Below are 17,282 nucleotides of genomic sequence, written 5' to 3' on the forward strand. Positions count from 1 at the left end.
ATGTAGAGTCTATCCGTGCGAGAGCGTGTGGAGGACGAAAGCGGCAAGAGAGGTCTGAACAAAAGGATGTTCGGCGGCAGATCTATAAATTTGCAGATTTATACATTTACCGCCGTTTTTTCGACATCAACCGAGTTTAAATCCCGATGACAAATTGCTTTTTTGCAGTTTATTTGCAGAGTATACGATTAAAAATACTATGATAAGCAAGATGACCGATAATGCGCTTGCTTCACCGAGCGCGCCGTCGGCAACCGCGCCGTAAATCTGTACGGGAACGGTACGCGTCTTTGCGCCATACAGTAAAATTGTCGTACTCAATTCCTGCAGCAGCGTTGAAAAAGTCAAAATCGAGCCGCTTACAATACCGGGCAGGATCAGCGGAACGCTTACTTTTAAAAAAGTGTAAATCCAATGCGCGCCGGCAATGGTTGACGCTTCTTCAAGCGCAGGATTTAGCTGCGTTAAATTTGCGGAAACGGAACGATACACATAAGGAGTTCGCCGAATCATGTATGAAATTATTATAATCGTATATGTACCGCCAAGTGAAATAACGGCGCGTCCGCTGAACGCCGAAATGAGCGCAACCGAAACTACCGTACCAGGCAAAATAAATGGGGCCATTATCGCCATATCAAGTATTGCGCCGCCTTTCGGTTTTTTCCGCTCGGTTATATAGGCAATTATGCTTCCCAGTATAGCGGTGAACAGCGTTGCACAAACCGAAAGATAGAACGAATTAAATAATTCATTATGCGATTTTTGAGGAATGATTGTGTAATTCGTGAAAGTAAATTTTTCAGGAAGCAAGCCCGACCATTTTTCAAAAAACGACATTATGATAATCGTAAATTGCGGCGCAAGCGAAATCAACAATATGATAAGACAATATATCATCGCGATGACGCGGATAACCGGATGCGTATGAGTTTTGATCTTCGCATGAGTTGCGCTTATCGTTTCATATTTTCGCCTTGAAACGACATACTTTTGCAAGAATAAAACGATGCCGGTAATGACGACATTTACAACCGCGATGGATGCCGCGCCGTTGATATCCCAAAAACCGTTTACGCGGAAATAGATAAGCGTCGGCAGCACGTATTCGTCGCCGCCGATGACGGCTGGTATACCGAAGTTTCCGATCGAACGCACGAATACGAGCAGAGCTGCAGCTCCCAAGCTTGGAAGGATGAGCGGAAATGTGATCGTACGAAAAATATATGCGCGGGAAGCGCCCATGAGCATTGCGGAATCTTCAAGCAGCGCGTTTGCCGATGCGAAAGCCCCTTCACACAGCATAAAAACGAATGGATAGTAAGTCATCGTCATGCAGAAAATCATACCGAACAGCCCGTAGACAGGCGGCAGCGTTATACCTAAAGGAGCAAGAATCAAATTAAAAAAATGGCGTACGATGCCTTGACGCCCAAGTAAGATGATCCATGAAAATGCGCCGACAAACGACGGCATGATTATCGGCAGAACGCCCAAAGAAAGCATGAGTTTTTTTGCGGGCATTTTCACGCGCGCGACAAAATACCCCATCGGCAAACCTACCAGCAGCGACAACAATGTTACCGAAAAACCGACAATAAACGAATTTTTTAAACTCCGCTTATATAAAGCGCTTGTAAAAAATTTCGTAAACCCCGCTAGGCTCAAGCTGTCAAGATTAAATTTATTGCCCGTTTTCATAAACGCGCGTAAAAACGTATTCGCAAGCGGCCAAAATAAAAACACGCACAAAAATGCCATCGGAAGAAAAAACACCAACAGTTGTGTGTAATCTTTTTGAAACAGATCTTTTTGTTGCTTCATTCGTCTTCTCCGTCATGCAGGTAGAGGTATGCCAGATCCGATTTTATGGAAACATATGCCGTATCAAGTTCACGGATTGCAGATTCCATGTGCGGCATATCGACTTCAACGGGTACTTTTGAAATTTCCTTCGGCAGTTCGACTTCATAACGCACAAATTGACCGAGATGCTGAATAATTTTAACTTCACCGGGAATACTGTCGGCAGTTTTTTTAGAAGACACCGAAAGCTGCTCAGGACGCGCTCCGACAACAACATCGGCTCCGTCGGATACGGATGAAGAAACATACCGCCTTGCTTTTTGTACGTCAACCTTTATGCCGCCGTAGTCCAGAACCGCTCCGTTCGGCGTAAGTTTGCCGTGGAAAAAATTCATTTTTCCTATAAAATTTGCGACAAAGGCATTTTGCGGCTTTGTATATAATTCATCCGACGTACCTATCTGCTCGACGACGCCTTTTTTGAAAACAGCCAGACGGTCTCCTATGGCCATTGCTTCTTCCTGATCGTGAGTTACAAAAAGCGTAGTTATATTAGTCGCTTTTTGGATACGGCGTATCTCAGCGCGCATATAGCGGCGCAGTTTCGCATCGAGGTTTGCCAAGGGTTCATCGAGGAGAAGTAAGTCGGGATCGTATACGAGAGCGCGCGCGATTGCAACCCGCTGTTGCTGGCCTCCCGAAAGCGCCGTCGGACTGGGGTTTCGTTTTAATTCATCCTGCAAACCGACGAGTTCCATAACTTCGGTGACTTTGCGCTTTATTTCATCGTTCGGAATTTTTCGAACGCGCAAACCGTACGCAACATTTTCGAATATGCTCATGTGCGGATACAGCGCAAAGCTTTGAAACACCATTCCGATATTCCGCTTGAACGGAGGAATGGAAGTCATATCATTACCGCCGTATAAAATATGTCCGCCGGTTATGGATTCAAGGCCCGCCGTACTCCGCAGAAGGGTTGTCTTACCGCAGCCTGAAGGTCCGAGCAGGCAAAAAAGCTCGCCGGGTTCTACAGTAAAGCTTACATCTTTTAAGGCGTGAACTTCATTGGGCGAACCTTTATCGAATATTTTATTAATTTTATCGTAACTGAGACTGAGACTCATATCTGGATTCTCCAAAAAAGGTGTATGCACAGCCTTTAAATCCTAAGATATAACGGCTGTGCGAGTTTATTAAATGGAAAGTATTTTCTTTTACGCTGTTATTTCATCATGTCGGAAAATTTACTTGTCAATTCTTCACGCATGTCGGCGGCTTCTTTCGCGTTATATTCGACAAGCTTGATTTTATCCAGCGACGGTAAATGTTTCGGACCGGGAATACCATCAATAACAACTCGTCGTCCGCGCGTATCGTAGATGATTTGATACGCTTCTTTTGACGTGAGAAAATCCATAAAAAGCTCGGCGGCTTTGGGGTTCGGACCGTGATCGATGATGCCGGACGCATCGAAACGAGCGCCCGTTCCGTCGGACGGATATACGAAAGTTACAGGGTTGCCTTTTTCCATATATTTTGCAATATTTGCTTCCCCTGTGGCGGTGATAGCATATTCGCCGCGTGCAACAGCTTCAGGACCTGCCGTAGAACTCGTATTGAACACTACCGTTTGCGCTATTGTTCTTACGAAATCTTCGCCGTAGAACTTGTACCACATATAAAGCTGTGCGTATGCCGAACCGGAAAGCGTAGGATTTGCAAGTACTATTTCGCCTTTATATTTCGGATTTATGAGATCTTTCCATGTTTTGGGATAGTCTTCCGGTTTTAACAAATTGGTATTTACCATTAAAGCTTGCAACGGCATTGAAAACCCGTAATACTTCGGCACAGCGACCGGATCCCGAACGTTCTCGCCGATATTCGCATGATTTGCCGTTTTATACGGACGGAACAATTCATATGCCATATCGAACGATTCTCTTGCAATACCCATCAAAACGTCTCCGCTCGGACGCGGCTGTTCGGCGTTCAGCCTTGTAAGCAATTCCCCGGAACCTGCCCGTATAATGCTTGTTGAAATTTCCGGATGCAATTTCGTAAACGCTGCTACAAGAGCCTGCGCTTCGTCTTCGGAAGCGGCGCTCCACACTACAAGTTCTTTAGGCGGTTCATCAGCTTTGTCGTTTCCGCCTTTCGAAAATACTGCGCCCGATAAAAGCGTACAGGCAAGTACCGCAAATAAAATTTTTTTCATAAATCCTCCAAAATAATTTGTGAAAATATTAGCGTAATTATAAACCAGAATTTCCCAAAGTGCAAATTTTAGTATACCCGTATACTTTTTACAATGCACAAATTCAACAGTCTCCGAAACCGATATTTTGTTCGACTGTTGAATTTTAATGAGTTAAAATATGGAGTATCTTTGACCGACAGGTCGAATTTCGAGTTTAACAAAACTCGAAAACGCCCCAACTAGTATGAATACAGAGTTTACACCCTAAACTTTCCGACTTCTGTCGCCAAACTTTGAATGCTAGTCTTATTTTTTTGAGAGATCTCGTTTACTTCCTGTACAGCGTTGTTTATCTGAATGGCCCCTGCAGCCATCTCGTTCATGCTCTCCGTGATAACCCTTGTCAGCTCTTCCAGTTTTCTCATCTCTTGAGCAACCCCTTCCCCTCCTTTAAGCATCTCCTCAGAGCCCTCTTTTACTTCTATCGTTACGGTATTTATGTTTCGGATTGCGGCAAGTATTTCTTTGCTGCCGTTTTCCTGCTCTTGCATGGCTTCCGTTACGCGGTCGCTCATTGTTTTTACCTGTTCTGCTAAGTTGAAAATAGTGTTGAACTTTTCTTCTGCAGTTTTGGATGAATCGGACAGAGCTTCTATTTCATTTGAAAGAATTTTAAGAGTGTTGGTTATCGTTTTACCGTGTTCTGCAGAATCTTCCGCGAGCTTTCTTATTTCGTCCGCGACGACGGCAAAGCCCTTACCCGCTTCGCCCGCATGAGCGGCTTCGATCGCGGCGTTCATCGCAAGCAAATTTGTCTGCGAAGCTATGTTCTGAATAACCGTGCTCGCTTCAATTAAGCTGCCCGATTCTTCGGCAATTTTTTGAGTTATGCTGTTTGAATTAATGACCGTACTTTTTCCATCGGCCGTTGCGTCTGCAAGAGTTTTAATCACGCTGTCGGTTTTTTCAAGCGTCTGCCCTATGGACGCAATGTTGCCCACCATCTGCTCGATTGCCGAAGAAGATTCCGTCACGCTCGCAGACTGATTTTCTATGCTCGAGTTCAATTGATTTATCGTGTGGACTATTTCTTCGATCGTAGCGGCGGTTTCCGTAACGCTTGCGGACTGTGTCAGAGCCTGCTGTTTTACGCCGTCAATATTAGCGTTTATTTGGTGAACTGCGCTTGCAGTTTCGGTCATGTTGCTGGCAAGCTCGTTTCCGATCTCTTCCATAACGCTACTGTTTTGGCCTACCGCTTTAATTGATGAAGCGATCTTGGATATAGTCTGATTAAAATACTCGGCCATATCGGTGATTTCATCATTACCGGTTACGGCCAGGCGAACCGTTAAATCGCCTTCGCCCTGTGCAATATCTTTTAAGGCGCCTACGGCGACAGAGATCGGTTTGATGATAGCGCGCGCAACGAAATATATGACGGCGAGGGCGATAAATAAAACAATTGCACCGATTCCTATCATTGAAAGACGCAGCGTGTTCACCGTTCCCATAAATTCGTCAACCGGCGCGCGGATAATAATCGACCAGTCGGTCGTCTGCATAGTCGCAAAAGAAGCTATGTAAGACTCGCCTTCGTATGTGTAATAGCCTATTTCGCTTTCATCGGTGTCCAAAACGTGTTCCAAAAAAGCGGCAGTTGAAGTAAGTGTTTCGTTAGTTCTCGCCTGTTCGATAATATTCGCTTGATTTTTAATCAGCTCGGCATCTTTGTCAGCAATAATGATACCGCTGTTACCCATTATGTAACAATTGCCCGTTTTACCGACAACGAGATCTTTAATCTGTTCTGAAAGCCAGAATCCGTCAATGTCGGCGCTCAGAACACCGATAACTTGATGATTATTGTTGTATATTGGAACGGAAATAACTTGGATAAGTTTTTGTGTCGTCTTCGAAAAAAGCGGTTCTGAAAGAAACGGTTTTCCGCTCCGCGCCGATTGGAACCACTCCCGATCGCCGACCTGGGCACTTCCGCCGATACTATGGAGCGTGCCGTCAAGCTCGCTGAAATCCAATTCCTGTATAGCCGCATTAAATGCAACCTCGTTCTGCAGCAGCCTGATTTTTTCCGCATTCGAAACGGAAGCGTCGGTGAACATAGACATACGCGCTATGCCTTCAAGGAATTGCCAAAATGCGATAATGCGACCGTCTATTATTCTAGAAACATCGGTTGACTTGTCTACCAAGTGCGTTTCCACCTTTTCAATGACCGCTTTTCGAGCCGAAAGGACTGCAAGCAAAATTTCAAATGCCGATGCCAGAGCGATTAAAAGACCGAAGATAATGATGAGTTTGTAACGCAAGGAAAATCTCTTTTTCATATAAAGCCTCCAAAACGAAAATTCCTATATTTGTAAGTAATTATCATTTAAATTTGCATATGCATATTTCAGTTTGATCATCTGATAAGTGACGATATTGGATGGGTTTTTCTTTTGTATTTATGGTGTTTACGGTAAAAAATTGCCGTTTGTAGATAGAAAGGCAGGAATTGATAAGATCCTTGTTTTTTAATAAAAGCTCTTGATATTTTGTTAGAAGATCGTTGTATTTATAAATTAAGGATTTATAATTTTTTAATAAATGGGTGCAAGAGTAAATTAAATCATCATAGTTAGTTTTAGAACTGTTACCGGACTCGTTTTTTTCGGGGGGGGGGTAAATATATTACCAAGCAATTTGGAAAATTTCAATTGTATTCTCCTAATCTCACAATAGTATACCACATAATATATGATTATGGAAAGATTTTTTTTCGTTTATGTCATAAATTAGAGATTTCTTCGCCTCAGCAGCAACACGGATTTTTTTTGCGGCAATTTTCAAATAAAGCGGCGAAGCATAAAAAAAAGGGAGACCTGCGACGGTAATAGCAGATCTCCCTCAAAACGCGGGAAACATTTTGACATGACTTGCAAGTAGGAGCACTTGCTGTCGACACGATCTTCAACGAAGACCGTATCTGAAAACTGTATACAAGAAACTTATCCCAAAAATTATCATGCAGATGCGGCAGCCTTGCCGAAAGCACGGCAAGATTCAAGTCCGCTGTCGTCCGGAGTCAGTTGGATCTGCAAAGGCTCGCCTATTAAAACCGCACCCGCAGCTTTTACGCGATCCGCCCAGTCTCTGAGCCACTGTCCGTCGCCCCAATCGTAAGAACCGAACAAGGCGACTTTTTTACCGGCGATCTTTCCTTCAAGGTCGCTGAAGAGAGCCTCCATGGAATCTTCAAGCACTTCGGCGCCCATAGCGGGGCTTCCGAGAATCAAAACATCGTATCCGGCGAGAGCGTCGGCGCTCGTGTCAGCCGCCGTAAAAATATCAACTACGCCTGCGCCTTCTTTTATGGCGTTTGCCATAGCTTCGGTATTCCCCGTAGTACTTGCATAAACGATAGCAACCTTACTCATTCCATTTCTCCTTAAACCACAAATTCAACTATTAAGCAAATTTTAAATCCGCCGAGCGGATAACGTCTTCTATACAAAAACCTTTTACGGCCATCATCAGGCATTTTTTACGGCAACAATCGTATTGCTTAAAAACGGCCATAGCCCTTTCCATATCGCCGTAGACCTTCCAATAGCCTGAAATCTTAAAATTCTTACCGCAGTTTTCAACAAAACCTTCGACATCCTCTAAAGGATAGCCTAAGAACACGCCGATCTCATGCGGAAAGGTTTTCCGTATTTTCAAACACAAGGATAATTGATCTATAAGGGACTCAACGCCGTCCATCTTATATCCCAATCTCTCCATGTACTCAAAAACATCCGTATCTTTAAAAACGGTTTCCAACTCACATCGGTTGTATACAAATACAAGGAAAAAACCCGAATATCTGCATATGATTCTGCATTCCAAACCGAAGGATGCGCACCTGTTTTTAAGGGCGGCTATGTCGTTTTCCAAATCGGGAAAATCTTTTAAAGAACAGCTTATAAGATTTGCAACCTTTATTCCCGTTAAGACGGGGCCGCAATGACATATGACTACCTGCTCTAAAGACATCCCAACCCCATCGGCGCTGAAAAACATTCAAGCTACTAGAGTTAGCATACACAAACTTTAGTTAGATGTCAATACTTTTTTGATATTTTTTTAATATTTCGGTTCAATTTTGAGATGATAAAATTTGAGCATTGAATTAAATCTTTTGTGATTTTCAGTTTTCGCCGATTTTCAGCCGCACAGCTTTTGATCGTCCGATGGAATTTAAAAAATCGGACATTAATTGCCGAACAGCCGGCAATCCGTACGCGGAAAAACAACCGGCACTTGGCCGAACAGCCGCGCGTCACTTATTCTCTTCAAGCCATTTACGAATGCCGTTTTCAATATCACGGTCGATAGCGTGTTCTACGCGGCAGGCATTTTCTTCCGCCTGCTCTCGGGATACGCCCGTTATTTTTACAAAAAAATCCGTGAGCATGATATGCCGGCCGTAAACCGAGCGGGCTTTTTTTTCGCCTTCTTCCGTAAGCTTTATCATATTTCCGAGTCCAAACGTGATGTATCCACCTTCGGAAAGTATATCCATCGCACGGCTCACGCTGGGTTTTGAGACTTTTAAATGATTTGCGATATCTACGGAACGGACAAAGCCGTTCTGCTGCTGAAGCATCAATACTGTCTCAAGATAATCTTCTCGGGATTCATACATTCAAAACTCCAATATTCGTTTTATTCTCATTAATTATATCACAATTTTTGAAAACTGCAATTTTACAGACGCATTTGGGAAGCTCGGGACAACCGATAAAACGAGCTTACCGCTTTAGTCCGCGTTTAAACTGAGGAATGCGGGCGCTGGCTGTCGTATTCCAACCGCTCCTGTCGCCACGTTTAAGAAAGTGATACGCAACGCCTGCGATCATCGCGCCGTTATCGCCGCAAAGTTTCAAAGGCGGAAATATACAGTTCAGCTCTTTTTTTTCCGCAAGCAAAGCGCGCAAACGCGAATTTGCGGCAACGCCGCCGCCGGCGACCACGGTAGAAATTCCCGTGTCTTCGACAGCGCGGAAAAGGCGGCTCGTTATTGTTCTGCAGGCCGTCTCTTGAAAAGCCGCACACATGTTTTCCGCCGTTTTTTCATAAGAATCGTTCCAAAACATATCGCGCTGGTGAATTACGGCGGTCTTGAGTCCGCTAAAGGAAACATCGTAGCGGTGTTCGCCCTTGTCGATTTTAGGAACGGGAAAATGCGCGGCCTCCGGAGAGCCGTTTTTTGCAAGTTTGTCTATGATAACGCCGCCGGGGTACCCAAGCCCGTAAAATTTCGCCACCTTGTCGAATGCTTCGCCCACGGAATCGTCAATCGTCGTTCCGAGAATTTCAAGTTCGTCAAAATTTAAAACCTTACATATAATCGTATGCCCGCCGGAAACCAAAAGTCCCAAATACGGATAGTCTATTTGCTGCACAAGATGAGCCGCGTACAGGTGCCCCAGCATGTGATTTACGGCGATAAACGGTTTGCCGCTCGCCCATGCAAGGGTTTTTCCGAAGGTAAGTCCTACGAGCAGGGAGCCCATAAGGCCGGGACGATTCGTCGCCGCAACGGCGTCAATATCCGCTAAGCAAAGGTCGGCTTCTTTTAAGGCCTGCCGCACCACGGGAAGAATCCACTCGGCGTGTTTACGGCTCGCAATTTCGGGCACAACGCCGTTATAAACCTCATGGAAGGGTATCTGCGTAGCTACCACATTGCTCAGTATTTTTTGCCCGTCTTCGACAACGGCGGCCGCCGTTTCGTCACAGGACGATTCTATTCCTAAAATTTTCATATATGTTCCATTCCTAATATTCTAACAAAATTATAAGTATTTGTATCATAAAGACTTAAACTTCAGCAGTCAACAGATAGTTTGTGAAAATCTTACCTTTTATCCGGCAATTTCAAAGGATAGATTTAGTATAGTTTTTAATGAAGGTTTAAATTCAACGTCTAAAATAGCGCCGTTCAATTTAACTTACAAACCGAATGTCAGTTTGAAGCGGGGGTCAGGCTATTTTTCTTATTTATGATAATGGGTACCGCACTGAACAATATATAATTTATTATCTTCAACTTTATATACAAGCCGGTTTGCCGTATCCATTCTTCTGCTCCAATACCCTGATAATTCATGCTTTAACGGCTCAGGTTCGCCTTTCCCTTTATCAATGCCATTTCTTTCAATATCTTTAATTAAATCATGCGTAGTTTTTATCAATTTTTGTTGATGCTTATTAAAAAGTTCACAATAATCTTTCCATGCAATATCAGACCAAACTTTTACCATCAATCAATTTCCTTCAATTCATGAATTTGACCTATTCCGTTTTCAATCTGATTTATACTTTTACGCAAATATTTCATATTTTCTTCCGAATAAATATATGGATCTTCGGATGCTTTCAGTGCAAAGGGCAGACCATTTTCCCGAATTGTTGCCTTTACAAAAGAATTTATAGCCGAAGAAATATTGATTCCCATAGAATCACATATCCGCTCAAAACTTATTTTATCATCATATGTAATTTTTGCTGATATTGTAGTCATTTTTAATACCTCTTACTACATTATACTACACAAACTACTAAAAAACAACCTATCCTGCCTGTTAAAAATTTAATTTATTATTTTTAATATCGCTTTCAGTCAAAAACTAATTCTCAAAATAAATAAAGTTTTTGTACAAAACCTATTTTTGAATCCAAACGTAAGCTGTTGCAGAACTTGCGCCGACCTTTTCAATTAAATCCTGCTTTACCAAATCCGCTAAAGCGCGCTCAACGGTCTTTTTACTTATGTCCGGACATTTTTCGAGAATTTCCCTCTTATTTATTTTACCAACCGTATTTTGAATAAGATTTTTTACTCGTTCCTGCTTTGAAATTTTAGAGGAAGAAAGATATTCGACACGATTTTCAAATTCATTGTAAGCTTTTATTAAAATTCCAAAATAATATCTTACAAAAGCTTCATAAGAATTGGTATTTTCATGCCAGCCCAAAGAACAATCCTGTAAAGCTTCATAATATGTTTCTTTAGAATTTTCAATGAGCATTTCGATACTTATGTATTTCCCCGCAATAAATCCCGCTCTATAAAACAAAAGAAGTGTAAGCAGTCTGCTCATTCGTCCGTTTCCGTCGTCAAAAGGATGAATACATAAAAAATCCAGAATAAACAGAGGAATTAAAAGTAATTTATCCGTTTTATTACCGCTCCAGGCTTTTAAGAAATTTTCTGTCATTTGACGCATAGCTTCCTCCGTCTCATAAGCGGGAACCGGTGCAAATCTGACTTTTTGAATATCTTTATTATCCGTTTCGGCAATTATATTGTCACTTGATTTAAATTTTCCTCCAACTCCGTTCTTGTTGTATGAATATAAATCTCTGTGCAGCTGCTGAATAATATTTGATGTAGGAAAAATATAATCATAATTTTCATGGATTGTAGCAAGCACATTCTCTATAACCGGAAATTTCCTGTTCATTTCTATTTTGCGGTTGTGACTTCTTAGACATTAATTCTTCAAGTCTTTTATCGGTTGTATAAATACCTTCAATTCTGTTTGAAGATTTCGTACTTTGAATTTTCGCAATTTCCATTAAAGTATGTAATTCGTCCTTTTTAGCTTCCACAAATAATTGTTGCCTGCCTTTGTGTTCATAAATTGAACTTAAAAGTTGGACGATTTCAGGTGTCAGCAATCTTTTAGCATTTTCTTCGTATTCAAAATTATGCATAGTAATTTACTTATTTTGTATCTCTGTCCAAAAACGCGCTCTTTATGTCATAATAGCATAAAATGACATAGAGAACAAGTTAATGACATAGAAGATTTACAGTTTAACAGAAATAGGACTTGAATCTGCGGCCTTAGGACAAAAAAACGGCGTGAAAATCTGCCGCCGCCGTAATATGTCTGTCATCGTTCGGCGCCGGACTTCGACACAACCGAAAAACGGTACCCTTTTTTTACAAGCAAGGGATATAATTCTTTTAAAATATCGGGAAGAAGTTCGGCAGCCCACACGTGACCTATCATAATGCAATTACCCTTTTTATTGGCAATCGCAAGACCTTTCAAAAGCTCAGCGATAATATTTTCTCTGGTGCGTATATTATCCAAAAAAATATCACGGCTGTAAATGCTCACGCCCAATTCAAGCGCAGCCTGAGATGCTTGAGAAGAAGCAGTTGTCCTGGAATCGAGAAAAAACACGTCCGCTTGGACAGCGGCTTCAAGGACGGCGACGACCAAAATCTTATTTTCCATTATGAGAGAACCTTCGTGGTTGTTAAAACCGGCCACAGGTCCGATCTGAGCGATGTTTTTAAAAATTATGTCCATAACGTCGTCCGTGCCCATTTGAGGAAGAATTGCGCCGGGCCCGGGATTTACCGAAAGATCCAAGGCCTGCATAGGCTGATGTAAGATCAGTTCATGACCTGAGTCACGTACGCGGCGAGCGCTTTCGACGGAATGAACGAGGCTAGGCAAAACCGCAACAGTGATCGGAAAAGGAATCGAAAGACATTTTTCAAGCTGAGAAAGGTTTTGTCCGCCGTCGTCAAATACAAAAACCAGAACGGGATTCCCAACGGCGGAAGGAATGTCAAATTCTTTTTCTTTAACCGAATCGGCGACGGCGCGATCTTTACGGCCGGAAGCGAGCACGGCGGTGTTTTGAGACTTACTTGACATAGAATCAGCCTGTGTGCCGGAAGACTTGTTCGGTGCGGAAACAGGCGGCGTACCGGGCGACTTATTTGTCGCGGGTACGGGCGCCGTGCCGTGAGAAAGTTTATCCGCCTCATTTTTTAAAACTTTCGATGCAGGTTTTACACTGTCTGACTTGGAATCGCCGGATAAGGAAGCGGCAGGACCGCGGGAAGACTGGGGCGGCATGTCGGGTTTCCCATTGTTTTTTTCAGGCGGCGCGGCGTCGGACGGCGGCCCTTCGAACGCAGATGAAACTTCAGAGCGGCTGCCGGCGGCGGACTTGGAAAATCTTGCGGCCCCAGTAGGAAACAAGACGCTGAAAACCAGCATTGCGACACAGACGGCCGTTATTATCGCCGTAAGGAGTATTATCTTTGAAGCGGACAATTTAACCTTAGTCTTTTTTAAAAACGATCTTTTTTTTGCCATAGTTTTTAGAGGCGCCGTAACGACGCAGCCGTCAAGCATGCGGCGCGTTTATGTAAAACATTTTATGATTTTTATACTTTCATGTCCATTATGAAACAGTTTCGGCACAGTCCGCCCTAAGATGAATATAAGACTACGCTCCGGGCAGCACTCTGCAGCTCGCCGCAGCTGCACTAGGGTGAATATAAATTTCATTCTATAGGATAAGACCAGACATTGCCGTCCTCATCTTTTATTTTATAATCTTTTTTGCCCTTTATAATCTGAAAATGCGTAAGATCGGAAGCAAAACGGAGCAAATTTATCTTGCCGCCGCCGCCCGGTAAATCAACGGCATAGACGGGAGTAGAAAGTCCTGACAACTCTTTACGAAGTTTTTCATACAATGAGATTCCTTTTTCTATCGGCACACGGAAATGCGCCGTTCCGGGAACCAAGTCGCCCTGAAACAAATAGCCGGGACGGACGCCAAGCAGAGTAAGTCCGTGAAAAAGTTTTGAAAGAATTTCCACACTGTCGTTTACACCGCGTAGTAAAACCGTTTGAGACTGTACCGGAATTCCCGAATCTATAAGCCTTTTCAGTACAAGGACGGTTTCAGGCGAGTATTTGGGATCTATTTCAGCTGGGTGATTTATGTGAGGAATGAGCCACAGAGGTCTTAAACTTTGAAGCATGGAGATCAAAGAAGAAGTAAAACGTTCCGGCGCAAAAACGGGGGCGCGGGTGCATATGCGGATAAGAAGTTCGTCGGGACAGCAAGTATTAGTCGGCGAAGCCCTCGTCGAGCGCAGCGAACCGATGAGATCAAAAAGTTCATTGTCACTAGCGGTAAGACAATCGCCGCCTGAAAGCAGAATTTCCTGCACTTCAGGATGATTTTTGACATAGGCGCACACATTTTCGATTTCTTCGGTGGGAATAAAACCTTCGCCCCTTATCGAAGAATCCCTGCGAAAACAATAACGGCAATTTGAAAAACATTTTCCTGTGGTAAGCAAAAGTATTCGATTTTTATATTGATGCACAGCACGTTTTGTCACTTGAAATTTGCATGCGCCGAGCGGATCTGAAATTTCATAAGGCAAGACAGAGTCTTCTTTATCCGAAGGAAAAATCTGCCGCCGCATAGCCTTAAGGTATTCTTCTTCTTCCGCATCGGATAACCGCTTTAAAATGAGTTTATAATGCGATGAAACAAGAAGAGGCATTTTGTTTTCAGTCGGGGAGTTGGTCATTAAAACGAGTATAGTAAGAATACGGCATTTTAGCAAATAAGCGGCAAACGCGGCGCTCGAAACGCCAAACGTATTGGCTCATGTAAAAATCTGAATCCAAATGCGCCAAATTGAATAAATATCGCCGACAGGTTATAATTAGCAATATTTCACGGAGAATGTTTAAAAGCCACTGCTGCGCAGGCGCAGCGGTTTTTAACTTTGAGTTTTCTTCGAAAACTCATTTATTTAAACTGTGCGCCGCTCGAAACTTCGCGCTTACGCGCTTGTTGCGGAGCATGCGCACGAATGCGGCGTTTTCGAAAATTGATATTTTCTGCAACGCCGCATTTACGGAGAATAATATGTTTGTAACTTGTCTTGACCTCGAAGGCGTTTTGGTGCCGGAAATTTGGATAGCTTTTTCGGAAGAAACGGGAATTCCCGAACTCAAGCGAACTACCCGCGACGAGCCGGATTACGATAAATTAATGAAGTTCCGTCTTACAATTTTAAAAGAAAAAGGTTTGGGACTGAAAGAAATTCAGGCGACGATTCAAAAAATAGATCCTTTAAAAGGCGCAGTTGAATTTATGGACGAACTCAGAAGTTTCGCACAAGTGATAATATTGAGCGACACTTTTACACAGTTCGCATGGCCGCTGATGAAAAAACTGGGATACCCGACGATCTTCTGCAACACTCTTACGGTTGCTCCCGACGGCGAAATAACCGGCTATAAACTTAGAAAAGCGAACGGTAAATATGAAACAGTGAGAGCGCTGCAGACTGCCGGTTTTGACACGATCGCCGCAGGGGATTCTTTTAACGACCTCGCTATGATCAAGGCCTCCAAGGCGGGCTTTTTATTCCGCTCTACGGAAAAGATCATTGCCGAAAATCCCGAAATTCCCGCATTTACGCAATACGGCGACCTTCTTAAAGCTATAAAAAATACGATAAAAGAATGACGATTTTTGCATAAAACATTTTTAAAGTTTGCCCTGTCGCGTTTTTAGACATCCTAAGATCACGCTAAAATAAACCGGATATTACGCCGTTGTCGTCGACGTCGATGTTTAAAGCCGCGGGCATTTTAGGCAATCCCGGCATGGTCATTATGTCGCCCGCAAGAGCAACTACAAACCCCGCGCCGGCGCAAAGCTGAACGTCTCTGATCGGAAAAGTAAATCCTTTAGGCGCACATATGAGAGACGGGTCGTGGCTTATGGAATTCTGAGTTTTGGCTATGCATACGGGAAGATTTCCGAAACCGTCTTCCGTAAACTGTTTTAACTTTTTTGCGGCCGAAGGAGCGATGTCTACCTTCCCTGCACGATAGATCCGTGTCGCTATGCATTCGATCTTGTTCTCAAGGGGGAGGCAGGATTCGTATAAACAATGAAAATCAGATTTTTCGTCGCACAGTTTGACTACCGCCCGAGCAAGATCTTCGGCTCCGGCGCCGCCTTTTTCCCAGCTTTCGCACAGGACTGCGGATACGCCGTTTCTTTCGCACAGTTCTTTAAGCAAAGAAATTTCTTCTTCCGTGTCGGCGGCAAATTTATTTATGGCGACCACGGAAGGAACTCCGTATTTTTCAACATTTTTTATATGAGTAAGAAGATTTTCAAATCCGCAAGAAAGAGCGGCCGTATTGGGTTTTGAAAGCTCGCTTTTATCGACGCCGCCGTGCATCTTAAGAGCACGTATCGTTGCCACTATTACGGCGGCGGAGGGTTTAAGGCCTGCGATCCTGCATTTTATGTCAAAGAATTTTTCGGCGCCAAGGTCGGCACCGAATCCCGCTTCCGTAACCGTATAATCGCTTGAAGTAAGAGCGCAAAGCGTTGCATTTATGCTGTTGCAGCCGTGCGCGATATTTGCAAAAGGTCCGCCGTGTGCAAAAACAGGAGTTCCTTCAAGGGTCTGCACAAGGTTCGGCCTGACGGCGTCTTTAAGCAAGGCCGCCGCGGCGCCTACGCACTTAAGCTGCCCGAACGTAACGGGTTTACCGTCATAATTGCGTCCTATGACTATATTGCCCAACCGCGTTTTGAGTTCGGAGATGCTGCGTGAAAGGCAGATTATTGCCATTATTTCGCTTGCTACGGAAATTAAAAAATGATCTTCCCGCGGAATCCCGTTTACCTTTCCGCCCAAACCTATAACGATGTTTCTCAGCGAGCGGTCATTCAAGTCCATACAGCGTTTCCAAGAAATCGTTGCAGGATCTATCCTTAATTCATTTCCCTGATGAATGTGATTGTCGATCAAGGCGGCTATAAGATTATTCGCCGAAGTTATAGCGTGGATGTCGCCTGTAAAATGCAGGTTTATATCTTCCATCGGCACGATCTGAGCGTATCCCCCGCCGCACGCGCCGCCCTTTACGCCGAAGCACGGGCCCAGCGAAGGTTCGCGAATGGCGATCACGGAACGCTTTCCGATTCTGGAAAGCCCGTCGCCGAGTCCTATAGAGACCGTGGATTTTCCTTCCCCGGCAGGGGTAGGCGTAATAGCCGTCACAAGAATGAGTTTCCCGCATCCGGAAGAAGACGTAGGAGCGTGCGAAGCAAGATCTTTTTGTGAAGTTTTACAGGCTTTACCGCCGGCTTCGAAAGACGAAGCAAAACCTGTCGCGCCAATCTTAGACTGGAGCGCGATCAGTTCCGCCATAGAAATTTTTGCCTTGTAAGGGCCGTATAAATCCAAAGAAGACTCATCGATACCTATCTTTTTTGCAATTTCAGTAATAGGTTTTATTTTAGCCTTGTGCGCAATTTCAATATCCGACAGCATACATTCTCCATAAATGCGGCGTTGCAGAAAATGTCAATTTTCGAAAACGCCGCATTTCGTGCGCTCTTTGCGCAC

General features: G+C 43.7%; 16 protein-coding genes. 1 reads left to right on the forward strand and 15 read right to left on the reverse strand.

Going from position 1 to position 17,282, the window contains the following annotated elements; genetic code table 11:
- Positions 1-126: 126 nt before the first annotated feature.
- The 14 genes from HRQ91_RS08260 to HRQ91_RS08320 all read right to left on the reverse strand — a co-directional run bounded on the left by HRQ91_RS08260 (position 127) and on the right by HRQ91_RS08320 (position 14,426).
- Complete coding sequence (locus tag HRQ91_RS08260) at positions 127-1,824, reverse strand: ABC transporter permease (RefSeq protein ID WP_210119100.1); 1,698 nt, start codon at positions 1,822-1,824, stop codon at positions 127-129.
- Positions 1,821-2,933, reverse strand: coding sequence for an ABC transporter ATP-binding protein (locus tag HRQ91_RS08265; RefSeq protein ID WP_210119101.1), 1,113 nt, complete (start codon positions 2,931-2,933; stop codon positions 1,821-1,823). The genes HRQ91_RS08260 and HRQ91_RS08265 overlap by 4 nt, the downstream gene beginning before the upstream one ends.
- 98 nt (positions 2,934-3,031) lie before the next feature.
- Complete coding sequence (locus HRQ91_RS08270) at positions 3,032-4,027, reverse strand: extracellular solute-binding protein (protein WP_210119102.1); 996 nt, start codon at positions 4,025-4,027, stop codon at positions 3,032-3,034.
- A 239-nt stretch (positions 4,028-4,266) separates the two neighbouring features.
- Positions 4,267-6,357, reverse strand: coding sequence for a methyl-accepting chemotaxis protein (locus HRQ91_RS08275; RefSeq protein ID WP_210119103.1), 2,091 nt, complete (start codon positions 6,355-6,357; stop codon positions 4,267-4,269).
- A gap of 678 nt (positions 6,358-7,035) precedes the next feature.
- Positions 7,036-7,449 (reverse strand): flavodoxin, encoded by a 414-nt coding sequence (locus HRQ91_RS08280; RefSeq protein ID WP_210119104.1) that lies wholly within the window; start codon positions 7,447-7,449, stop codon positions 7,036-7,038.
- A gap of 31 nt (positions 7,450-7,480) precedes the next feature.
- Entirely contained in the window at positions 7,481-8,050 is a 570-nt protein-coding gene (locus HRQ91_RS08285) for a DUF3793 family protein (RefSeq protein WP_210119105.1), read from the reverse strand.
- Positions 8,051-8,336: 286 nt separating this feature from the next.
- Complete coding sequence (locus tag HRQ91_RS08290; protein ID WP_210119106.1) at positions 8,337-8,702, reverse strand: metal-dependent transcriptional regulator; 366 nt, start codon at positions 8,700-8,702, stop codon at positions 8,337-8,339.
- 106 nt (positions 8,703-8,808) lie between these two features.
- Positions 8,809-9,825, reverse strand: coding sequence for a tRNA (adenosine(37)-N6)-threonylcarbamoyltransferase complex transferase subunit TsaD (gene tsaD / locus HRQ91_RS08295; protein WP_210119107.1), 1,017 nt, complete (start codon positions 9,823-9,825; stop codon positions 8,809-8,811).
- A gap of 231 nt (positions 9,826-10,056) precedes the next feature.
- Positions 10,057-10,323 carry a Txe/YoeB family addiction module toxin gene (locus HRQ91_RS08300; RefSeq protein ID WP_210119108.1) on the reverse strand — a complete coding sequence of 89 codons (267 nt, stop codon included), beginning with the start codon at positions 10,321-10,323 and terminating at the stop codon, positions 10,057-10,059.
- Complete coding sequence (locus HRQ91_RS08305; protein WP_210118163.1) at positions 10,323-10,583, reverse strand: type II toxin-antitoxin system RelB/DinJ family antitoxin; 261 nt, start codon at positions 10,581-10,583, stop codon at positions 10,323-10,325. Before HRQ91_RS08305 ends, HRQ91_RS08300 begins: the two co-directional genes overlap by 1 nt.
- 142 nt (positions 10,584-10,725) lie before the next feature.
- Positions 10,726-11,526 (reverse strand): Fic family protein, encoded by an 801-nt coding sequence (locus HRQ91_RS08310; RefSeq protein ID WP_246473197.1) that lies wholly within the window; start codon positions 11,524-11,526, stop codon positions 10,726-10,728.
- Positions 11,477-11,779, reverse strand: coding sequence for a Fic family protein (locus HRQ91_RS11760; RefSeq protein ID WP_246473198.1), 303 nt, complete (start codon positions 11,777-11,779; stop codon positions 11,477-11,479). Before HRQ91_RS11760 ends, HRQ91_RS08310 begins: the two co-directional genes overlap by 50 nt.
- A gap of 182 nt (positions 11,780-11,961) precedes the next feature.
- Complete coding sequence (locus HRQ91_RS08315) at positions 11,962-13,227, reverse strand: divergent polysaccharide deacetylase family protein (RefSeq protein WP_210119109.1); 1,266 nt, start codon at positions 13,225-13,227, stop codon at positions 11,962-11,964.
- A gap of 152 nt (positions 13,228-13,379) precedes the next feature.
- On the reverse strand, positions 13,380-14,426 hold the full coding sequence (locus HRQ91_RS08320; RefSeq protein ID WP_210119110.1) for a KamA family radical SAM protein: 1,047 nt from the start codon (positions 14,424-14,426) through the stop codon (positions 13,380-13,382).
- Between the two features lie 344 nt (positions 14,427-14,770).
- Here HRQ91_RS08320 and thrH point away from each other — a divergent pair, with 344 nt between their 5' ends.
- Positions 14,771-15,376 carry a bifunctional phosphoserine phosphatase/homoserine phosphotransferase ThrH gene (thrH, locus tag HRQ91_RS08325; protein ID WP_210119111.1) on the forward strand — a complete coding sequence of 202 codons (606 nt, stop codon included), beginning with the start codon at positions 14,771-14,773 and terminating at the stop codon, positions 15,374-15,376.
- Between the two features lie 64 nt (positions 15,377-15,440).
- On the opposite strand, the gene HRQ91_RS08330 is transcribed toward thrH, so the two are convergent.
- Positions 15,441-17,207 carry a formate--tetrahydrofolate ligase gene (locus tag HRQ91_RS08330; RefSeq protein WP_210119112.1) on the reverse strand — a complete coding sequence of 589 codons (1,767 nt, stop codon included), beginning with the start codon at positions 17,205-17,207 and terminating at the stop codon, positions 15,441-15,443.
- Positions 17,208-17,282 lie beyond the last annotated feature (75 nt).

Origin of the sequence: Treponema parvum, assembly GCF_017893965.1 — a bacterium.
Taxonomy (GTDB): domain Bacteria; phylum Spirochaetota; class Spirochaetia; order Treponematales; family Treponemataceae; genus Treponema_D; species Treponema_D parvum.

What these genes read in the sequence shown, in the direction of transcription:
- HRQ91_RS08330 (WP_210119112.1), bottom strand. Translation starts at nt 17,207, where the DNA reads ATGCTGTCGGATATTGAAATTGCGCACAAGGCTAAAATAAAACCTATT.
- HRQ91_RS08280 (WP_210119104.1), bottom strand. Translation starts at nt 7,449, where the DNA reads ATGAGTAAGGTTGCTATCGTTTATGCAAGTACTACGGGGAATACCGAA.
- HRQ91_RS08275 (WP_210119103.1), bottom strand. Translation starts at nt 6,357, where the DNA reads ATGAAAAAGAGATTTTCCTTGCGTTACAAACTCATCATTATCTTCGGT.
- thrH (WP_210119111.1), top strand. Translation starts at nt 14,771, where the DNA reads ATGTTTGTAACTTGTCTTGACCTCGAAGGCGTTTTGGTGCCGGAAATT.
- HRQ91_RS08265 (WP_210119101.1), bottom strand. Translation starts at nt 2,933, where the DNA reads ATGAGTCTCAGTCTCAGTTACGATAAAATTAATAAAATATTCGATAAA.
- HRQ91_RS08300 (WP_210119108.1), bottom strand. Translation starts at nt 10,323, where the DNA reads ATGGTAAAAGTTTGGTCTGATATTGCATGGAAAGATTATTGTGAACTT.
- HRQ91_RS08260 (WP_210119100.1), bottom strand. Translation starts at nt 1,824, where the DNA reads ATGAAGCAACAAAAAGATCTGTTTCAAAAAGATTACACACAACTGTTG.
- HRQ91_RS08310 (WP_246473197.1), bottom strand. Translation starts at nt 11,526, where the DNA reads ATGAACAGGAAATTTCCGGTTATAGAGAATGTGCTTGCTACAATCCAT.
- HRQ91_RS08285 (WP_210119105.1), bottom strand. Translation starts at nt 8,050, where the DNA reads ATGTCTTTAGAGCAGGTAGTCATATGTCATTGCGGCCCCGTCTTAACG.
- HRQ91_RS08320 (WP_210119110.1), bottom strand. Translation starts at nt 14,426, where the DNA reads ATGACCAACTCCCCGACTGAAAACAAAATGCCTCTTCTTGTTTCATCG.
- HRQ91_RS08315 (WP_210119109.1), bottom strand. Translation starts at nt 13,227, where the DNA reads ATGCTTGACGGCTGCGTCGTTACGGCGCCTCTAAAAACTATGGCAAAA.
- HRQ91_RS08270 (WP_210119102.1), bottom strand. Translation starts at nt 4,027, where the DNA reads ATGAAAAAAATTTTATTTGCGGTACTTGCCTGTACGCTTTTATCGGGC.
- HRQ91_RS08290 (WP_210119106.1), bottom strand. Translation starts at nt 8,702, where the DNA reads ATGTATGAATCCCGAGAAGATTATCTTGAGACAGTATTGATGCTTCAG.
- HRQ91_RS08305 (WP_210118163.1), bottom strand. Translation starts at nt 10,583, where the DNA reads ATGACTACAATATCAGCAAAAATTACATATGATGATAAAATAAGTTTT.
- tsaD (WP_210119107.1), bottom strand. Translation starts at nt 9,825, where the DNA reads ATGAAAATTTTAGGAATAGAATCGTCCTGTGACGAAACGGCGGCCGCC.
- HRQ91_RS11760 (WP_246473198.1), bottom strand. Translation starts at nt 11,779, where the DNA reads ATGCATAATTTTGAATACGAAGAAAATGCTAAAAGATTGCTGACACCT.